The 15561-nt window shown below is 68.2% G+C and carries 16 protein-coding genes and 1 pseudogene; 8 read left to right on the top strand and 9 right to left on the bottom strand.

The window, feature by feature from the left end:
• Positions 1-541: DUF484 family protein (locus G3N62_RS29375; RefSeq protein ID WP_206141374.1), on the bottom strand; the 541-nt coding region annotated here is incomplete at its 3' end.
• Between the two features lie 37 nt (positions 542-578).
• Positions 579-1448 carry a diaminopimelate epimerase gene (dapF, locus tag G3N62_RS29370; RefSeq protein WP_034190256.1) on the bottom strand — a complete coding sequence of 290 codons (870 nt, stop codon included), beginning with the start codon at positions 1446-1448 and terminating at the stop codon, positions 579-581.
• A 41-nt stretch (positions 1449-1489) separates the two neighbouring features.
• Here dapF and G3N62_RS29365 point away from each other — a divergent pair, with 41 nt between their 5' ends.
• Together G3N62_RS29365 and G3N62_RS29360 are read left to right on the top strand one after the other, a co-directional pair.
• Positions 1490-1867 carry a hypothetical protein gene (locus tag G3N62_RS29365; RefSeq protein ID WP_185733099.1) on the top strand — a complete coding sequence of 126 codons (378 nt, stop codon included), beginning with the start codon at positions 1490-1492 and terminating at the stop codon, positions 1865-1867.
• A gap of 13 nt (positions 1868-1880) precedes the next feature.
• Positions 1881-2175, top strand: a pseudogene (locus tag G3N62_RS29360) (HigA family addiction module antitoxin).
• Between the two features lie 30 nt (positions 2176-2205).
• On the opposite strand, the gene lpxL reads toward G3N62_RS29360, so the two are convergent.
• Entirely contained in the window at positions 2206-3090 is an 885-nt protein-coding gene (lpxL, locus tag G3N62_RS29355; RefSeq protein ID WP_034190258.1) for a lauroyl acyltransferase LpxL, read from the bottom strand.
• A 265-nt stretch (positions 3091-3355) separates the two neighbouring features.
• Here lpxL and metK point away from each other — a divergent pair, with 265 nt between their 5' ends.
• Complete coding sequence (metK, locus tag G3N62_RS29350; RefSeq protein ID WP_011546455.1) at positions 3356-4543, top strand: methionine adenosyltransferase; 1188 nt, start codon at positions 3356-3358, stop codon at positions 4541-4543.
• Between the two features lie 113 nt (positions 4544-4656).
• On the opposite strand, the gene G3N62_RS29345 is transcribed toward metK, so the two are convergent.
• Positions 4657-4998: a hypothetical protein gene (locus G3N62_RS29345; protein ID WP_034190259.1), complete on the bottom strand. Its 342-nt coding sequence runs from the start codon at positions 4996-4998 to the stop codon at positions 4657-4659.
• 352 nt (positions 4999-5350) lie between these two features.
• Between G3N62_RS29345 and G3N62_RS29340 the strand changes: the two genes are divergently transcribed.
• Positions 5351-6124 carry a phytanoyl-CoA dioxygenase family protein gene (locus G3N62_RS29340; RefSeq protein ID WP_049028738.1) on the top strand — a complete coding sequence of 258 codons (774 nt, stop codon included), beginning with the start codon at positions 5351-5353 and terminating at the stop codon, positions 6122-6124.
• Between the two features lie 151 nt (positions 6125-6275).
• Here the strand turns inward: G3N62_RS29340 and G3N62_RS29335 are convergent, their stop codons facing one another.
• A complete protein-coding gene (locus G3N62_RS29335; protein ID WP_124670502.1) occupies positions 6276-6482 on the bottom strand; it encodes a DUF3185 family protein in 207 nt (68 codons plus the stop codon).
• A gap of 191 nt (positions 6483-6673) precedes the next feature.
• On the opposite strand from G3N62_RS29335, the gene mgrA reads away from it, so the two are divergent.
• Positions 6674-7717, top strand: coding sequence for an L-glyceraldehyde 3-phosphate reductase (mgrA, locus tag G3N62_RS29330; RefSeq protein ID WP_034190262.1), 1044 nt, complete (start codon positions 6674-6676; stop codon positions 7715-7717).
• A 113-nt stretch (positions 7718-7830) separates the two neighbouring features.
• Here the strand turns inward: mgrA and G3N62_RS29325 are convergent, their stop codons facing one another.
• Positions 7831-8016: a hypothetical protein gene (locus G3N62_RS29325; protein ID WP_011353526.1), complete on the bottom strand. Its 186-nt coding sequence runs from the start codon at positions 8014-8016 to the stop codon at positions 7831-7833.
• Between the two features lie 300 nt (positions 8017-8316).
• Entirely contained in the window at positions 8317-9204 is an 888-nt protein-coding gene (locus G3N62_RS29320; protein WP_124670503.1) for a DMT family transporter, read from the bottom strand.
• 655 nt (positions 9205-9859) lie between these two features.
• Between G3N62_RS29320 and G3N62_RS29315 the strand changes: the two genes are divergently transcribed.
• Positions 9860-10072: a hypothetical protein gene (locus G3N62_RS29315; RefSeq protein WP_006477514.1), complete on the top strand. Its 213-nt coding sequence runs from the start codon at positions 9860-9862 to the stop codon at positions 10070-10072.
• A gap of 47 nt (positions 10073-10119) precedes the next feature.
• Entirely contained in the window at positions 10120-11151 is a 1032-nt protein-coding gene (locus G3N62_RS29310) for a serine/threonine protein kinase (RefSeq protein WP_034190264.1), read from the top strand.
• Positions 11152-11232: 81 nt separating this feature from the next.
• Here the strand turns inward: G3N62_RS29310 and G3N62_RS29305 are convergent, their stop codons facing one another.
• On the bottom strand, positions 11233-12675 hold the full coding sequence (locus tag G3N62_RS29305) for a coniferyl aldehyde dehydrogenase (protein WP_059561506.1): 1443 nt from the start codon (positions 12673-12675) through the stop codon (positions 11233-11235).
• 722 nt (positions 12676-13397) lie between these two features.
• On the opposite strand from G3N62_RS29305, the gene G3N62_RS29300 reads away from it, so the two are divergent.
• Positions 13398-15038, top strand: coding sequence for a GMC family oxidoreductase N-terminal domain-containing protein (locus tag G3N62_RS29300; RefSeq protein WP_034190267.1), 1641 nt, complete (start codon positions 13398-13400; stop codon positions 15036-15038).
• Between the two features lie 29 nt (positions 15039-15067).
• Here G3N62_RS29300 and G3N62_RS29295 read toward each other — a convergent pair.
• A partial coding sequence (locus G3N62_RS29295; protein ID WP_206141373.1) for a flagellar hook-length control protein FliK occupies positions 15068-15561 on the bottom strand: 494 nt, incomplete at its 5' end.

Below are 15561 nucleotides of genomic sequence, written 5' to 3'. Positions count from 1 at the left end.
CGCCGTCGCCGGCCGGCGCGGCTTCGGCGCCTTCCGCTGCATGCGCGGCCGGCGCGGCGACCGCGGGCGCGAGCCACTGCGCCGCTTCGAAGCCCGTGTTCGCGCCGCAGTACGGCGTCGACAGCCCGTTCGTGAACAGGCGCACTTCCTCGCCGACCTGGCGGGCGAAGTCGGCCTGCGCGTAGGTGTCGGCGACGTCCCACACGCGCAGCGCCGTCTGCGGCACGTCGAACACGTCGGCGATGCCGTCGGCGATCGTGCGCGGCAGCGCGTACGGATCGCGTTCCGCGATCACGCGCGCGGTCCAGCGGCTGAACTTCGCGGACAGGCTGTCGTTCTCGTGGCCGTAGCGCACGAGTTCGGCCAGCCGGCGCTCGAGATGCTTGTTCTTGTCGCGCAGCATCTCCATCTGCCGCTCCTGCAGCGAGATCGCGGCCTTGCCGTGCGGGTTCGCGAGACGGATCGTCGCGAGCAGTTCGGCGTGCTGCGCGAAGAATTCGGGATTGGCGAGCAGGTAGTCGGCGACTTCGCGATCGTTCATGTGGCTGGCGCGTTCAGTTATCAAGGACGTTGCAGGGTCAGGCGTTCAGGTCGATTTCGCCTTCGAACACGGTCGCGGCGGGGCCGGCCATCATCAGCGCGGCGGCTTCGTCGCGCGCGCCGTCCCAGCCGATCGTCAGCGTGCCGCCGTGCGTGTGCACGGTCACGGGCGAATCGAGCAGGCCGCGCCGGATGCCGGCCGCGACCGCCGCGCACGCGCCGGTGCCGCACGCGAGCGTCTCGCCCGCGCCGCGTTCGTACACGCGCAGCTTCACTTCGTTGCGCGACACGATCTGCATGAAGCCGGCGTTCACGCGCTGCGGGAAACGGGCATGGCGTTCGATCAGCGGGCCTTCTTCCAGCACCGGATACGCGTCGGTATCGTCGACGACCTGCACCGCGTGCGGATTGCCCATCGACACCGTCGAGATCCAGCGCGTCGCACCGCCGACGTCGAGCGGCCACAGCGTGTCGCGGCCTTCGCGGCGGCCGTCGAGGCCCGCTGCATCGAACGGCACCTGCGCCGGCGCGAACACGGGCGCACCCATGTCGACGACGACTTCGCCGTTGTCCTGCAGCGTCAGCGTGATCAGGCCCTTCATGACCTGCACGCGCACGCTGCGCTTGTCGGTCAGGCCGCGGTCGCTGACGAACTTCACGAAGCAGCGCGCGCCGTTGCCGCAGTGTTCGACTTCGCCGCCGTCGCAATTGAAGATCCGGTACTTGAAATCCGCGCCGTCGACGGTCGGTTTCTCGACCAGCAGCAACTGGTCGGCGCCGATGCCGAAATGACGGTTGGCGAGTGCGCGCACCTGCGCGTCGGTGAGCGGCGGCAACGCGCGCGAATAGCCGTCGAGCACGACGAAGTCGTTGCCCGCGCCGTGCATCTTGGTGAACGAGAGTTTCACTGGGTCCGGAATTCCATGACGAACAAGGCGGTCGGCACGGCATGAACGGCCGGCGGCCGGGCCGGGCGGTGTCGTTCGTCGTGCAGATCTCAACCGCAAATGATACATGCAGCCGACTGGGGCGTCCCGCGCGGGGGCGGCGCTTCGCGTCGCGCCGGCGGGCGGTATCGGTCGATCGGTCGACTGGTCGGGCAGGTGACGGGCAGGCAAATTGTCGGGATACGGCGGGCGCCGTCGCGGCGAAAGCGGCGCTGGCGATGCGTGCCCGCCGCGCGGCGAAGGTACGGCGCGATCAGGACGCGCGTTTTCGTACCGGTCAAATCGGATATTCCGCGGTCAGCGTCAACGCCAGCTGGCGGCTGACGTTCCGGTTCGAAGGCGCCGATGCCGTGCTGGTCAACGACCAGAACCATCACTGAGGTGATTCAAGCCATGACCCGCATCTTCAATCCGCCCCATCCGGGCGAAACGCTGCGTGACGACGTGCTGCCGGCGCTGGGCCTGAGCGTCACCGAGGCCGCGTCGCAGCTGGGTGTGACGCGAGCCGCACTGTCGCGCATCCTGCACGGCCATGCGGGCATCTCGCCGAGCCACGCTGCGTCTCGAAGCGTGGCTCGGCGAGGACGGCGAGGGGCGGGCCGATCTGTGGCTCGCGCAGCAGTCGGCCTACGATCCGTGGCGGGCGCGCGGCGCGCCGAAGGTGGCGAGAGCGCAGGCGCGCACGTGACGGCGCGCCCGCGGGTTTCGCGCGGCAGGGTCAGTACAGGCTCGGCTCGCCGGGCGGGCGCGTCTTGAAGCGCTTGTGGACCCAGTAGTACTGCTCCGGCATCAGCGGGATCTGCTCCTCGAGGAATGCATTCATCCGCCGCGCGTCGAGATCGTCGTCGCCGGTCGGGTAGTGATCCCACGGCTTGAATACCTTCAGACGGTAGCCCTTGTAGTTCGGCAGCACCTCGCCGATGAACGGCACGACCTGCGCGCGGCCCGTCTTCGCGAGCCGGCCGACGGCCGTCAGCGTGCAGGCCGGCACGCCGAAGAACGGCACGAACGTCGAGTTGCGCAGCCCGTAGTCCATGTCGGCGCCGAGCATCACGGGCTTGCGGTCGCGCAGCCAGCGCAGCACGACGCGCGCGCTGTCCGCGCGGCCGACCATCTCGGCGTCGAAGCGCCCGCGCGCCTTCTTCGCCGCTTCCTCGAGCACCGCATTCGAGAACGGCTGGTACAGCGACCCGCAGCGGCGGTGCAGCGAACGATTCAGCCAGATCGAACCGGCCTCGATGCCGACGAAGTGCAGGCCGAGGAACAGCGTCGGCGGCAGGTCGGGATCGTCGAGATCGACCGCGCTGTCGACCTGGATCAGCTTCGCGAGCTTTTTCTCCGAGCCGAACCACTGCACGCTGCGCTCGACGTAGCTGCGGATCGCATGGCGGAAATGCTGGCCCGCCACTTCCTCGCGCCGCGCGTCGCTCCAGTCCGGGAAGCAGAGTTTCAGATTGGTGTGTACGATGCGCTTTCGCCGGCTGGGGATCTGGTACAGCAGCCAGCCGAGACCATCGCCGAACCGTGCGGTCAGGCCGTACGGCAGCAGGGCGAGCAGTTTCAGCAAGCCGATGGCGAGGTGCGTGGCTAGACGACCTAGCATGCGAAACCTCCGAGGGACCGGCTGGCCGGCATGTCGAGAACAGGGTGGTAAGACAGCGGAAGATGCAGCACGGGCGGCGCTCTGTGACAATTCAGGAAAGCCGCTATAATACGGGCTTCGCCGAGTTAACTGACAACTTGCGGGGCGAAGCCGGCTGGTGCCACACGCACTGCCCGGTCCTGGTAATCCGCTAAAGCGTCGCCGCTTCAGGCCCAACGAAGCTGGCTACGTGAAACCAACCGTAACCACACAGGAGCCTGAAAAAGTGGCAAACGATTATCTCTTCACGTCCGAATCCGTCTCCGAAGGCCATCCGGACAAAGTCGCGGACCAGATCTCGGACGCGATTCTCGACGCCATCCTCGAGCAGGACAAATATTCCCGCGTAGCGGCCGAAACGCTGTGCAACACGGGTCTCGTCGTTCTGGCCGGTGAAATCACCACGACGGCCAACATCGACTACATCCAGATCGCGCGCGACACCATCAAGCGCATCGGCTACGACAACACCGACTACGGCATCGACTACAAGGGTTGCGCGGTGCTCGTCGCATACGACAAGCAGTCGCCGGACATCGCGCAGGGCGTCGATCGTGCACACGACGACAACCTCGACCAAGGCGCGGGCGACCAGGGCCTGATGTTCGGCTATGCGTGCGACGAAACCCCGGAACTGATGCCGCTGCCGATCTACCTGTCGCACCGCCTCGTCGAGCGCCAGGCCAGCCTGCGCCGCGACGGCCGCCTGCAATGGCTGCGTCCGGACGCGAAGTCGCAGGTGACGGTCCGCTACGTCGACGGCAAGCCCGATTCGATCGACACCGTCGTGCTGTCGACGCAGCACGCACCGGACATCGAACTGCCGGCGCTGCGCGAAGCCGTGATCGAGGAAATCATCAAGCCGACGCTGCCGGCCGAGCTGATCAAGGGCGACATCAAGTTCCTCGTGAACCCGACCGGCCGGTTCGTGATCGGCGGCCCGCAGGGCGATTGCGGCCTGACCGGCCGCAAGATCATCGTCGACACGTACGGCGGTGCCGCACCGCACGGCGGCGGCGCGTTCTCGGGCAAGGATCCGTCGAAGGTCGACCGTTCGGCCGCGTATGCAGGCCGCTACGTCGCGAAGAACATCGTCGCCGCCGGCCTCGCGTCGCGCGCGCTGATCCAGGTGTCGTACGCGATCGGCGTGGCCGAGCCGACCTCGGTGATGGTCAACACGTTCGGCACGGGCCGCGTGTCGGATGCGGTGATCACGAAGCTCGTGCGCGAGCATTTCGACCTGCGTCCGAAGGGCATCATCAAGATGCTCGACCTGCTGCGCCCGATCTACGAGAAGACCGCTGCCTACGGCCACTTCGGCCGCGAAGAGCCGGAATTCTCGTGGGAAGCGACCGACAAGGCGCTCGCCCTGGCCGAAGCGGCTGGCGTCGAGCCGACGGCACGCGTCGCGTAAGCGTCGTTCGCCCGCAAAGAAAAACCCCGGCTTGCCGGGGTTTTTTTATGGGTGCCGATCGCCGGCGCAACGGCGGCGATCGTGGCGGGGCGGGTGTGCCCGCCGGCGCGCGTTCAGCGTGCGCCGAACCCGAACCAGCCGTTGCTGGCCGCGAGGCGGCGCGGGCGGTTGATGCGGCGCTGCGGGCCGAGCGCGCGGCGCAACGCGAGCGCGCGCAGCGACGACGGCTTCTGCAGCAGCGAGCGCAGGCCGGCACGGCGTGTGAATGCCTGCGCGCTCATCATCGAGAAAAATGCGTGGAACCACGCACGGATACCGTCCAGCCGGCTGTGCGCGGGCGTACGCTCGGCCAGCGCCTGCGTGCGGGCGCGGTGATGGCGCAGCGAGCGGGCAGGAGCGGGCGGCACGACGCGCTTCGCAGCGCGGTTGAAACGGGAAGTCAGACGGAATGGCATGTGAACGATGCTTCGCTTGTATGGGTGGCGCCCTGGAGAGCGCACTGGTATGAACGGCCTCGGATGGCGCAACGGATCTTACCGAAACTCGCTGCGCGCCGCGCCCGCCAGAATTGACAGGCCGCGACAGGCTACAGGGGATTCATGACGGGCAAAAGTCGCGATAAACCCTTGAGCCGCAAGGCGTGTGCCGCATACCGCCTGTCGGTGAGGCAGGTGCCGCGACGAACAGTTCCCTTGAGCCGGATCAAATCCGCGATTGGCATGCCCCTGCGCACGACAATGGCGCTGTTCGCGGCATCCGGCGCCGATTTACAATCGTCACATTCACACAATAAACGTCTGGCATCCCATGTCGTCTTCATTGCAGTCGGAATCGATCCGCGCGCAAGTCGCGGAATTGCGCGAGCGCGGCTTCGTCGTCGCGCGCGGCCTCGTCGGCGAGCAGCAGTGCGCGACGCTCAGGCAGATCGCGGAGCGTCAGTTGCGCGAGGCCGCCGAGCCGATCGAATTCGAAGCCGATCTGCGCTACCCGGGCGCGCCCGAGTCGAAGCATGCGCCGGGCGGGCACACGGTGCGGCGGCTGCTCGATGCGTACTCGCGCGATCCGGCGTTCGCCGAACGGGCGATCGCCCCCGAAATCGGCGCGTGGATGCGCGAGTATTTCGGTGAAGAGCCCGTGCTGTCGCGCGCGCATCACAACTGCATGATGACGAAGCATCCCGCGTACGGCAGCCTGACGGGGTGGCACCGCGATTTCCGTTACTGGTCGTTCGCGCGTCCCGACATGGTGTCGGTGTGGCTCGCGCTGGGGCCGGAAACGAACGAGAACGGCGCGCTGTGGCTCGTGCCGGGCTCGCATACGGCGGAATTCGGGCCGGAAGCGTTCGACGACGCGAAGTTTTTCCGCGGCGACCTGCCCGAGAACCGCAAGCTGATCGACGCGGCCACCTGCCCGCCGCTGCAGACGGGCGATGTCGTGTTCTTCCACTGCAACACGCTGCATTCGGCCGGACAGAACCGCTCCGACCAGGTGAAATTCTCGCTCGTGTACACGTACCACGGCGCGAGCAACCGGCCGGTGCCCGGCACGCGCTCGGCGTCGAAGCCGGAAGTGCAGTTCTAGGCGCGAATCGGGCGGCGCGCAGATGCCGCGACGTATCGGGCGATGCGGCGCATCGCCGGCGCATGAAGCAACGGGCGGCCTGGCCGCCCGTTTCGTTTGGCGCGGCCCGATCGCAGGACGCGGGCCGTGCGTGTGCGGTGCGGCCGCGCGATCAGCGCTTGGCGCCCGGCATCGCGAGGCCGATCAGGCCGACGAGCGATGCGACGGCCCCGCCGGCGATCAGCAGGATCGTCTTCGTCGCGGGCGAACCGGTGAAGAAGCGCGACACGTTGTCGTTGATCGAATGGAACGACTGGCCGCCGAAGTACAGCAGCACGACGCCGCCGACGAGCAATGCAACCGAGATGACCCGGGACATACCAACCTCGCTGAAACGGTGATTCGAGACGCCGCAGTGTAGGCGACGACCGCGGTCGCGTCCATCGCGACGCGGCCGTGCGCGTTCCGGCCGCTTTCGCTAACATAGTCGTCGTACGACTCCTTCGCCGCCGCCGCGCCGTGCGCGGCCGGCGCGCGTCCTTCTGTCCGATGTCCTGACGGGAATTATTCATGGCCTACGAAGCAGCTTCCGAACGTTATGCCGGCATGCAATACCGCACCTGCGGCAAATCCGGGCTCAAACTGCCCGCCCTGTCGCTTGGCCTGTGGCACAACTTCGGCGACTCGACGCCGATCTCGACGCAGCGCGAGATCCTGCGCACCGCGTTCGATCTCGGCATCAACCACTTTGATCTCGCGAACAACTACGGGCCGCCGTACGGCAGCGCCGAAACCAACTTCGGTCGGCTGCTGAAGGAGGATTTCCGGCCGTATCGCGACGAGCTGCTGATCTCGACGAAGGCCGGCTGGGACATGTGGCCGGGGCCGTACGGCAGCGGCGGCGGGTCGCGCAAGTACGTGCTCGCGAGTCTCGACCAGAGCCTGCAGCGCATGGGGCTCGACTACGTCGACATCTTCTACTCGCACCGCTTCGATGCGCACACGCCGCTCGAGGAAACGGCGGGCGCGCTCGCGTCGGCCGTGCAGCAAGGCAAGGCGCTCTACATCGGCATCTCGTCGTATTCGGCCGCGAAGACGCGCGAGATGGCCGAGCTGCTCGCGCAGTACCGCGTGCCGCTGCTCATCCACCAGCCGTCGTACAACATGCTGAACCGCTGGATCGAGGGCGACCTGCTCGGCGCGCTCGACGACGTCGGCGCGGGCAGCATCGCGTTCACGCCGCTCGCGCAGGGCCTGCTCACGTCGAAATACCTGAACGGCGTGCCGGCCGACGCGCGCGTGAACAAGCCGGGCGGCGGCTCGCTGAAGCAGGATCACCTGAGCGCGGACAACCTCGAGCACGTGCGCAAGCTCAACGCGATCGCCGAGCGGCGCGGGCAGAGCCTCGCGCAGATGGCGCTGGCGTGGGTGCTGCGCAATGGCCGCGTGACGTCCGCGCTGATCGGCGCGAGCCGTGCGGAGCAGGTGCGCGAAAACGTCGGCGCGTTGAAGAACCTCGAATTCTCGGCGGAGGAACTGGCGGAGATCGATCGCTACGCGACCGAAGGCGGCATCAATCTGTGGGAAAAGCCGTCCACCGATCAGGCGATCTGACCGGCAGTCGATACGGCATGCGAAACGATCTCGCGTGCCGTATCGCGGGCGTGCGGGCAACCCCTCGCATCGCCGCGGCGCAGCGATGCGTGCGATAACGCCGGGTTGCCGCGCTAGATCAGCGCAGGCAGGCCTTCGACGAGCAACACCGCGACGCCGACGCCGAGGATGACGCCGAGCACGCGCAGCAGGTTGTGACGGAATTCGGTGGCGCACGGTACCGCGCCGAGAAACAGCGCTCCGGCCAGCGCCATCGGAATCAACAGGATGAAGTCGCCGATCGTGAAATAGGTCGTCATGCGTGTCTCCAGTGCCGGCCGGAGTCAGCGCGTTGGCGCTTGATTCGGCCCCATGCCGGGTGTTTCTAGTGTTGGCCCGACCCGTTTGCGAGCGGGGCGGTCAATTCGAGTATAGGCAACCGGCGGCGCTTTTCGCTATCCGAACCATTAAAAATCAGCGGAAAGCCCGCGGAAACACGCATTTTTTCCGCAAGCCAGACGAACGCCTTGCGCGTATCTTTCCCGTTCCTTTCGTTTTTCGCGCAATGGGCGCATGTGTCCGATGCGGGCCGCCGCACCGCGGCGCGGCGGCCCGCACGCTTACGCGCGCTCGGGTTGCGCGCGGGCGGCCGATGCGCGGAACACGAGCGCGAGCCCCGCGACGATCGCCCCCATGCCGGCGAGCGCGAGCGGCTCCGGCCGGTTGCCGAGCCACACGGCATCCATCAGCGTGGTGACGACGGGCACGAGATAGAACAGGCTCGTCACGTTCACGAGATCGCCGCGCTGCATCAACCGGTAGAACAGCAGTTGCGCGATCACCGAAATCACGACGCCGAGCCACAGCAGCGGGACGACGAACGCCCAGTTCATCTCGAACGACACCGGCCGGAACGGCACGATCGCGACGCACAGCGCAAGGCCGATCGCATTCTGCAGCGGCAGCACGTCGGCGGGCGCCGCGCGTACGCGCTTTTGCAGCAGCGAGCCGGCGGTCAGCGCGACGAGCGAGGTGAGCGCGCACGCGATGCCTGCCGCCGACAGGCCGCCCGCACCGCCGCTCGCGCCCCGGCACACGACGAGCGCGAGCCCGGCCAGCGACAGCGCGAGACCCGCGACGCGCACGGGCTGCCAGCGTCGCTCGACGATCGCGAGCGTGAGGATCGGCTGTACGCCGAGAATCGTTGCGAGCACACCGGGCGCGATCCCGCGCTCGAGTGCGAGCAGGTAGAAGATCGAATAACCGCCCATCATCAGCACGCCGGTCAGCGCGGCCATGCGCCGCTCGCCGCGCGGCGGCAGCCAGCGCTTGCGCATGACGGCCAGCGCGAGCAGCACGAGCGACGCGAGCGCGAAGCGCGCGGTGAGAAAGGCGAATGCGGACGCGTGACGCAGACCGAGTTCGGAGAAGATCGCGCCGCTGCTCCACAGCAGCACGAAGAGCGATGTCGCGCCATGCGCGGCGAGCGCGCGTTTGAACGAAACCATGTGAATCCACCTGTCGAACGGATCGGAACGTTCCATCCGCGCGCGGCAACAGGCGGTACGTGACGACGCACGCACTGCGGCCAGCGGGGGCGAATGGAAGACGAAACGGCAGCCGGCTGGTCAGCCGGCGCGCGCTGCCGGAGGGGGCGGCGCGGCGCCGACGAGCGGCGGTGCGACAGGAGGAGGCAGGACCGACGGATGCGCGCACGCCTGCGGCCGCGAGTCGAACTGCGGCCGGGATTGGGCGAGGGCGGACGTGAGCGGATGCATCGTGTCGGAAGGCGATTGAACGCGGATGAAGGCCAAAGGTACCGCAAGGCAAGGATCGAGCGCAACCCTTGTCGGCGGCGTCGCATCACGAACGACGCGATGCGTCGATCACGTGCGTGCCGGCGTGCCGGGCGGTTTCGGCGGGCAGTCACATTCGACAGGGTATGATGGGGGTAACCGGGCGGGCAAGTACGTGCCCGGCGCAGTGGTTGATTGGAGACATTCGACGAATTCGCGGCACTTCGCCTGCTTCTTCTTCTTTTCGTGCTTCGATAAACCGTGAACAATGGGATGACGCGCAACGCTTCGTCGAGAGCGGCGCGGATCGTGCATTTGCCGGCCCGCCAGCGGGCCGGGTTTCAAGAGTCAAGAGTGGGGAACCATCATGCATATCGGGTCGATTGTCTGCACTACCCATATCGCGGTGCCGAAGGGCGCGCGCGGCATCGTCCAGCGCATCCTGGGCGACATGGCCATGGTGACCTGGTACGCGGGCGTGCCGGGTGAGTCGAAAGAACTCAACACCGAGCCGTTCTTTCTCGAGGACCTGATCGACACCGGCGAATCCGTGCTGCCGGCCGGCGCGGCGCTTCACTAAGCGGGCGCCGCACCGGACGCTCGTCTTTCGGTCCGGCTGGCGGCACAATGCGGGACATGACAGACGCCACTTCCGCTCCCGCTTCTCCCGCCAGCCCGCCGTTCGCCGGCCTCACGCCCGAGTGCGTGCTCGACGCGCTCGACAGCGTGCTGATACCGGCCGGCCTGCGCACCGACGGGCGCCTGCTCGCCCTCAACAGCTACGAAAACCGCGTCTACCAGGTCGGCATCGAAGACGGCCCGCCGGTCGTCGCGAAGTTCTATCGCCCGGCACGCTGGTCGGACGACGCGATTCTCGAAGAGCATGCGTTCGTCGCCGAACTCGCCGCGCGCGAGATTCCGGCGGTGCCCGCGCGTACATTCGACGGCCGCACGCTGCACGCGTTCGACGGCTTCCGCTTCTCGATTTTCGAGCGGCGCGGCGGGCGCGCCCCCGATCTCGACCGCAGCGACACGCTGGAATGGCTCGGCCGCTTCATCGGCCGGATTCACGCGGTCGGCGCGACCGAGCCGTATGTCGCGCGTCCCGTGCTCGACATCCATACGTTCGGCTACGAGCCGCGCGACTACCTGCTCGCGCACGATTTCATTCCGGATGACGTACGACCGGCCTACGAGACGGCCGTCGCGCTCGCGCTCGAGGGCGTCGAGGCCGCGTTCGAACGCGCGGGCGACATCCGCCTGCTGCGCACGCACGGCGACTGCCATCCGAGCAACGTGTTGTGGACCGATGCCGGCCCGCATTTCGTCGACTTCGACGACAGCCGGATGGCGCCGGCGGTCCAGGATCTGTGGCTGCTGCTGCCGGGCGATCGCGAAGGCGCGTCGCGCGCGCTCGCGGACCTGCTCGCCGGTTACGAGGATTTCTGCGAATTCGAGCCGCGCGAGCTGCATCTGGTCGAAGCGCTGCGCACGCTGCGGCTGATCCACTACGCGGCATGGCTTGCGCGGCGCTGGGACGATCCCGCGTTTCCGGCCGCCTTCCCGTGGTTCAACACGCACCGTTACTGGGAAGCGCGCGTGCTCGAGTTGCGCGAGCAGATCGGCGCGATGCAGGAAGGGCCGCTCTGGCCCGTGTGACGGCACGCGCGGCATCCCCGCCGCGCGGCAGGCTGGCAAGGGCCGCGGCGCGATGCGGGCGGCCCGTCCGATACGGCTGCCTCAGAGCTTCAGCATCAGCTTGATCAGCGCGGCGAAGCGCTTGCCGTACGGCGGCGCAAGCAGGTTGCGCGTGTTCAGGCGCGCCTGCGTGAGCACGGGCTTCATCTTCGAGAACGTCACGAAACCGTCGTAGCCGTGGTATGCGCCCATGCCGCTCGCACCGACACCGCCGAACGGCAAGCTGCCGCACGCGATGTGCATCAGCGCTTCGTTGATCGTCACGCCGCCCGAGATCGTTTCGCGCATCACGCGGTCGATCGTGCCGCCATCCTCGTCGAACAGGTAGAGCGCGAGCGGACGCGGGCGGGCATTCACGTACGCGATCGCCTCGTCGAGCCGCTCGTACGGCACGAGCGGCAGCAGCGGTCCGAAGATTTCCTCCTGCATCAACTGCGACGCGGCCGGCACCTGCGTGACCGCGCACGGCACGAAGCGGCGCGACGCGGGATCGGAGGGTGCGTCGGACAGCGGATGCAGCTGCGCGCCGGCGGCCTGCGCGTCGCTCGCGAGTTGCTGCAGGCGCGCGTAGTGACGCGGCGACACGATCGTCGTGTAGTCGCCGTTCGTCGCCAGGTTCGGATACAGCTTCGCGAAGCGTGCCCGTGCGCGCTCGATGAACGCGGCTTCCATCCCGCGCGGCAGCAGCACGTAGTCGGGCGCGATGCAGGTCTGGCCCGCATTCAGCGACTTGCCGGCGACGATCGCGTCGACGGCCGCGTCGAAGCGCGCGTTCGGGCCGACGATGGCCGGCGACTTGCCGCCGAGCTCGAGCGTGACGGGCGTCAGGTTGTCGGCGGCCGCACGCATCACGTGGCGGCCGACATGCGTCGAACCGGTAAACAGCAGGTGATCGAACGGCAGCGCGCTGAACGCGGCGCCGACCTCCGCGTCGCCGTTCACGACCGCGACGTGGTCGCGCGTGAAGGTCTTGCCGATGAGTTGCTCGAACAGGGCCGACGTGCGCGGCGTCAGTTCCGACATCTTGATGATTGCGCGGTTGCCGGCCGCGAGCGCGCAGATCAGCGGCCCGGCCGCGAGCAGCACCGGATAGTTCCACGGCACGACGATGCCGACCACGCCGAGCGGCTGCGGAATCACCTTCGCGCGCGCCGGCCGCAGCCACTTGTTCATCGGCTTGCGGATCGGCTTCATCCAGCGCTTGCCGTGCTTCAGCGCGTCGTCGATCTCTTCCTTCGCCATCCAGATTTCCGACAGCAGCACTTCCTGCTTCGCGCGATGGCCGAAATCGGCGCTGATCGCCTCGGCGAGTGCGTCCGCATGGTCGATCAGCATCGTGCGCAGCGCGCGCAGGTGCTGCATGCGCGTCTCCCATGCCGGATACGGTGCGCGCAGGTACGCCGCGCGCTGGTCGCGCAGCAGCGCCGTCAGCGCGTCGACCGACGGCAGTGCTTGAGGGGCCAGTTCGGGCAGGTCGTTCTTCATGTCGTCTCCTCCAGTTGGACCGGGCGGGCCGGCCGGCCGTCACGCCGCACGCTCGGCGAGCGCGGCGGCGCGGATCGGGTGATGCGTGTCGCGCGGCGCGGGGCCGGATGCGACGTGTACTCGAAAACCGATTGCATCCCGCGGCGGGCGTCGTATCCGCGCGACGGTGTCCGCCGTCGACACGCGTGTCGCACGGCACGCGTGCACGCCCCGAGGCGGTGACGAGCGGGCGTGCGATGCTGCCGCGCGATCGCATGCCGGCGCACCGAAGCAGCGCCGGGCGACGTGTCTGCCGATCCGTATCGCGATGCATCGTGCGGCTGCGGCGATACGTTATCCAAACGGTCGGCGGCGACCCGTGCCGTTCGATTTCGATCGACCGCGCGCATGATGCCGAGCGTCGCCGCGGGGGCGGCCGTTTGAAATGAAATGCGGGCCGCGCGCGTGACATCCGGACCACCCGGTCGGCACACGGCCTGCAGAATCCGGCGCTGCATCGTCGTCCCTCCCGTTTCGCGACGGACCGGCTTCTCGTGGCCGGCGTATCGCGCGAAGCGAATCGATACATCTTAAATTTAGTTCACGCGGGCGTTTAGAGGAATCGCTCTTGAATCCGCGCGCCGTGCATGCGACGGCCGTTCCTACAATGCCCGAACATTACAAGAGGAGACGCGGTCGCGCGGCGGTGCCGGGCGCCCTCCATGACACGACGGAGACGTGACATGCAATACGACTACATCATCGTCGGCGGCGGTTCGGGCGGGTCGAGCCTGGCCGGCCGTCTCGCCGATGCCTGCCCCGATGCGACGATCGCGCTGATCGAGGCCGGCTCGCATACGGAGCGCAACCTGCTCGTCAACATGCCGGTCGGCATCGCGGCGCTGGTGCCGTTCAAGCTCGGCACGAACTACGGCTACGAGACGGTGCCGCAGCCGGGCCTCGGCGGGCGGCGCGGCTACCAGCCGCGCGGGCGCGGGATGGGCGGCTCGAGCGCGATCAACGCGATGATCTACACGCGCGGCCATCCGGGCGACTACGACGAGTGGGCGCAGCTCGGCGCGACGGGCTGGGGCTGGCAGGACGTGCTGCCGTATTTCCGCCGCGCGGAAGGCAACGAACGCGGCGCCGATGCATGGCACGGCGCGGACGGCCCGCTGACGGTGTCGGATCTGCGCTTTCGCAATCCGTTCTCCGAACGATTCATCCAGGCCGCGCACGCGGCCGGCTATCCGCTGAACGACGACTTCAACGGCGCGACGCAGGAAGGCGTCGGCTTCTACCAGGTCACGCACCGCGACGGCTCGCGCTGCAGCGTGGCGCGCGCGTACATCTACGGCCGCAACCGGCCGAACCTGCACGTGATCACCGATGCGACGGTGCTGCGCGTCGGCTTCGACGGCAAGCGCGCGGTCGGTGTCGCGGTATCGCGCAACGGCCGCGTCGAGACGCTCGGCGCGCGCGCGGAGGTGATCCTGTCGGCCGGCGCGTTCAATTCGCCGCAGCTGCTGATGTGTTCGGGGATCGGCCCGGCCGAGCAACTGCGCCGGCATGGGATCGCGGTCGTGCAGGACGCGCCGGACGTCGGCACGAACCTGATCGACCACATCGACTTCATCATCAACACGCGCGTGAATTCGTCGGAGCTGGTCGGCGTGTGCGTGCGCGGGATCGCGAAGATGACGCCCGCGCTCGCGCGCTATTTCTCGAGCCGCACGGGAATGATGACGAGCAACGTCGCGGAGGCCGGCGGTTTCATCAAGAGCGATCCGTCGCTCGAGCGTCCCGACCTGCAGCTGCATTTCTGCACGGCGCTCGTCGACGACCACAACCGCAAGATGCACTGGGGGTTCGGCTATTCGCTGCACGTGTGCGCGCTGCGGCCGTTCAGCCGCGGCACGGTCGCGCTCGCGAGCGGCGATGCGCGCGACGCGCCGCTGATCGATCCGCGCTTCTTCAGCGATTCACGCGATCTCGACCTGCTCGTGCGCGGCACGCAGGCGATGCGCCGCATCCTGTCGCAGGCGCCGCTCGCGTCGCAGGGCGGGCGCGAGCTGTACACGCGGGCGGACCAGAGCGAGGCCGAGCTGCGCGCGACGATCGTCGCGCATGCCGACACGATCTACCACCCGGTCGGCACGTGCCGGATGGGCTCGGATGCGCGTGCGGTCGTCGATCCGCAGTTGCGCGTGCGCGGCGTCGAAGGGCTGCGTGTGGTCGATGCGTCGGTGATGCCGACACTGGTCGGCGGGAACACGAATGCGCCGTCGGTGATGATCGGCGAGCGCGCGGCGGACTTCATCGTCGCGGCGCGCAAGGGCGGGGTACCGCGCGGCGAGGCGGCTGCCGCGGTGCACGGCCGCTGAGCGCGGCGCGCGCACGGCAGCGGCCATGCTCAGGCAAACGTATCGACGAGGCCGGCGCGGCTCACGCTCGCGGCGGCCGGTGCGGATTGCGCAACGTCGGCCGGTGCATCGACGGCTGACGGTTCGCCGTTTCCGCGCCGCGACGACTGGCCGCCGGAGAAGGTCTGTTGCGGGTTCTGCTGCGGGGAAGCGAAGCCGCCGTCGCTGACGGTCGTACTGCCGAGCCCGAGCCCGCCCGCTTCCATCGCCTCGCGCAGCTTCGGCAGCGCGGCTTCGACGGCTTCGCGCACCTGTGCGTGCTGCGACACGAACAGCGCGTGCGCATGGTTGTCCGCGACGCGCAGCACGACCTGCAGCGGCCCGAGATCGGGCGGGTTGAGCGTCAGCTCGGCGCTCTGCTGGTGCGCATTCGACAGGAACACGACCTTCTGGCTCAGGGCGTCCGTCCAGTCGGCGCTGCCGACGTGCGGCGCGAGTACGTGCGCGTTGGCGGAGGCGATCGCACCGGCGGCCGGCGATAGCA

Source organism: Burkholderia sp. Tr-20355 (assembly GCF_017104685.1).
Classification (GTDB): Bacteria; Pseudomonadota; Gammaproteobacteria; order Burkholderiales; family Burkholderiaceae; genus Burkholderia; species Burkholderia seminalis.
This window is presented reverse-complemented; position numbering and strand designations above follow the sequence as displayed.

Coding starts and splice junctions, on each gene's coding strand:
- G3N62_RS29365 (WP_185733099.1), top strand. CDS start 1,490: ATGAACGGCCGGCGGCCGGGCCGGGCGGTGTCGTTCGTCGTGCAGATC.
- lpxL (WP_034190258.1), bottom strand. CDS start 3,090: ATGCTAGGTCGTCTAGCCACGCACCTCGCCATCGGCTTGCTGAAACTG.
- G3N62_RS29345 (WP_034190259.1), bottom strand. CDS start 4,998: ATGCCATTCCGTCTGACTTCCCGTTTCAACCGCGCTGCGAAGCGCGTC.
- G3N62_RS29340 (WP_049028738.1), top strand. CDS start 5,351: ATGTCGTCTTCATTGCAGTCGGAATCGATCCGCGCGCAAGTCGCGGAA.
- G3N62_RS29335 (WP_124670502.1), bottom strand. CDS start 6,482: ATGTCCCGGGTCATCTCGGTTGCATTGCTCGTCGGCGGCGTCGTGCTG.
- mgrA (WP_034190262.1), top strand. CDS start 6,674: ATGGCCTACGAAGCAGCTTCCGAACGTTATGCCGGCATGCAATACCGC.
- G3N62_RS29325 (WP_011353526.1), bottom strand. CDS start 8,016: ATGACGACCTATTTCACGATCGGCGACTTCATCCTGTTGATTCCGATG.
- G3N62_RS29320 (WP_124670503.1), bottom strand. CDS start 9,204: ATGGTTTCGTTCAAACGCGCGCTCGCCGCGCATGGCGCGACATCGCTC.
- G3N62_RS29315 (WP_006477514.1), top strand. CDS start 9,860: ATGCATATCGGGTCGATTGTCTGCACTACCCATATCGCGGTGCCGAAG.
- G3N62_RS29310 (WP_034190264.1), top strand. CDS start 10,120: ATGCGGGACATGACAGACGCCACTTCCGCTCCCGCTTCTCCCGCCAGC.
- G3N62_RS29305 (WP_059561506.1), bottom strand. CDS start 12,675: ATGAAGAACGACCTGCCCGAACTGGCCCCTCAAGCACTGCCGTCGGTC.
- G3N62_RS29300 (WP_034190267.1), top strand. CDS start 13,398: ATGCAATACGACTACATCATCGTCGGCGGCGGTTCGGGCGGGTCGAGC.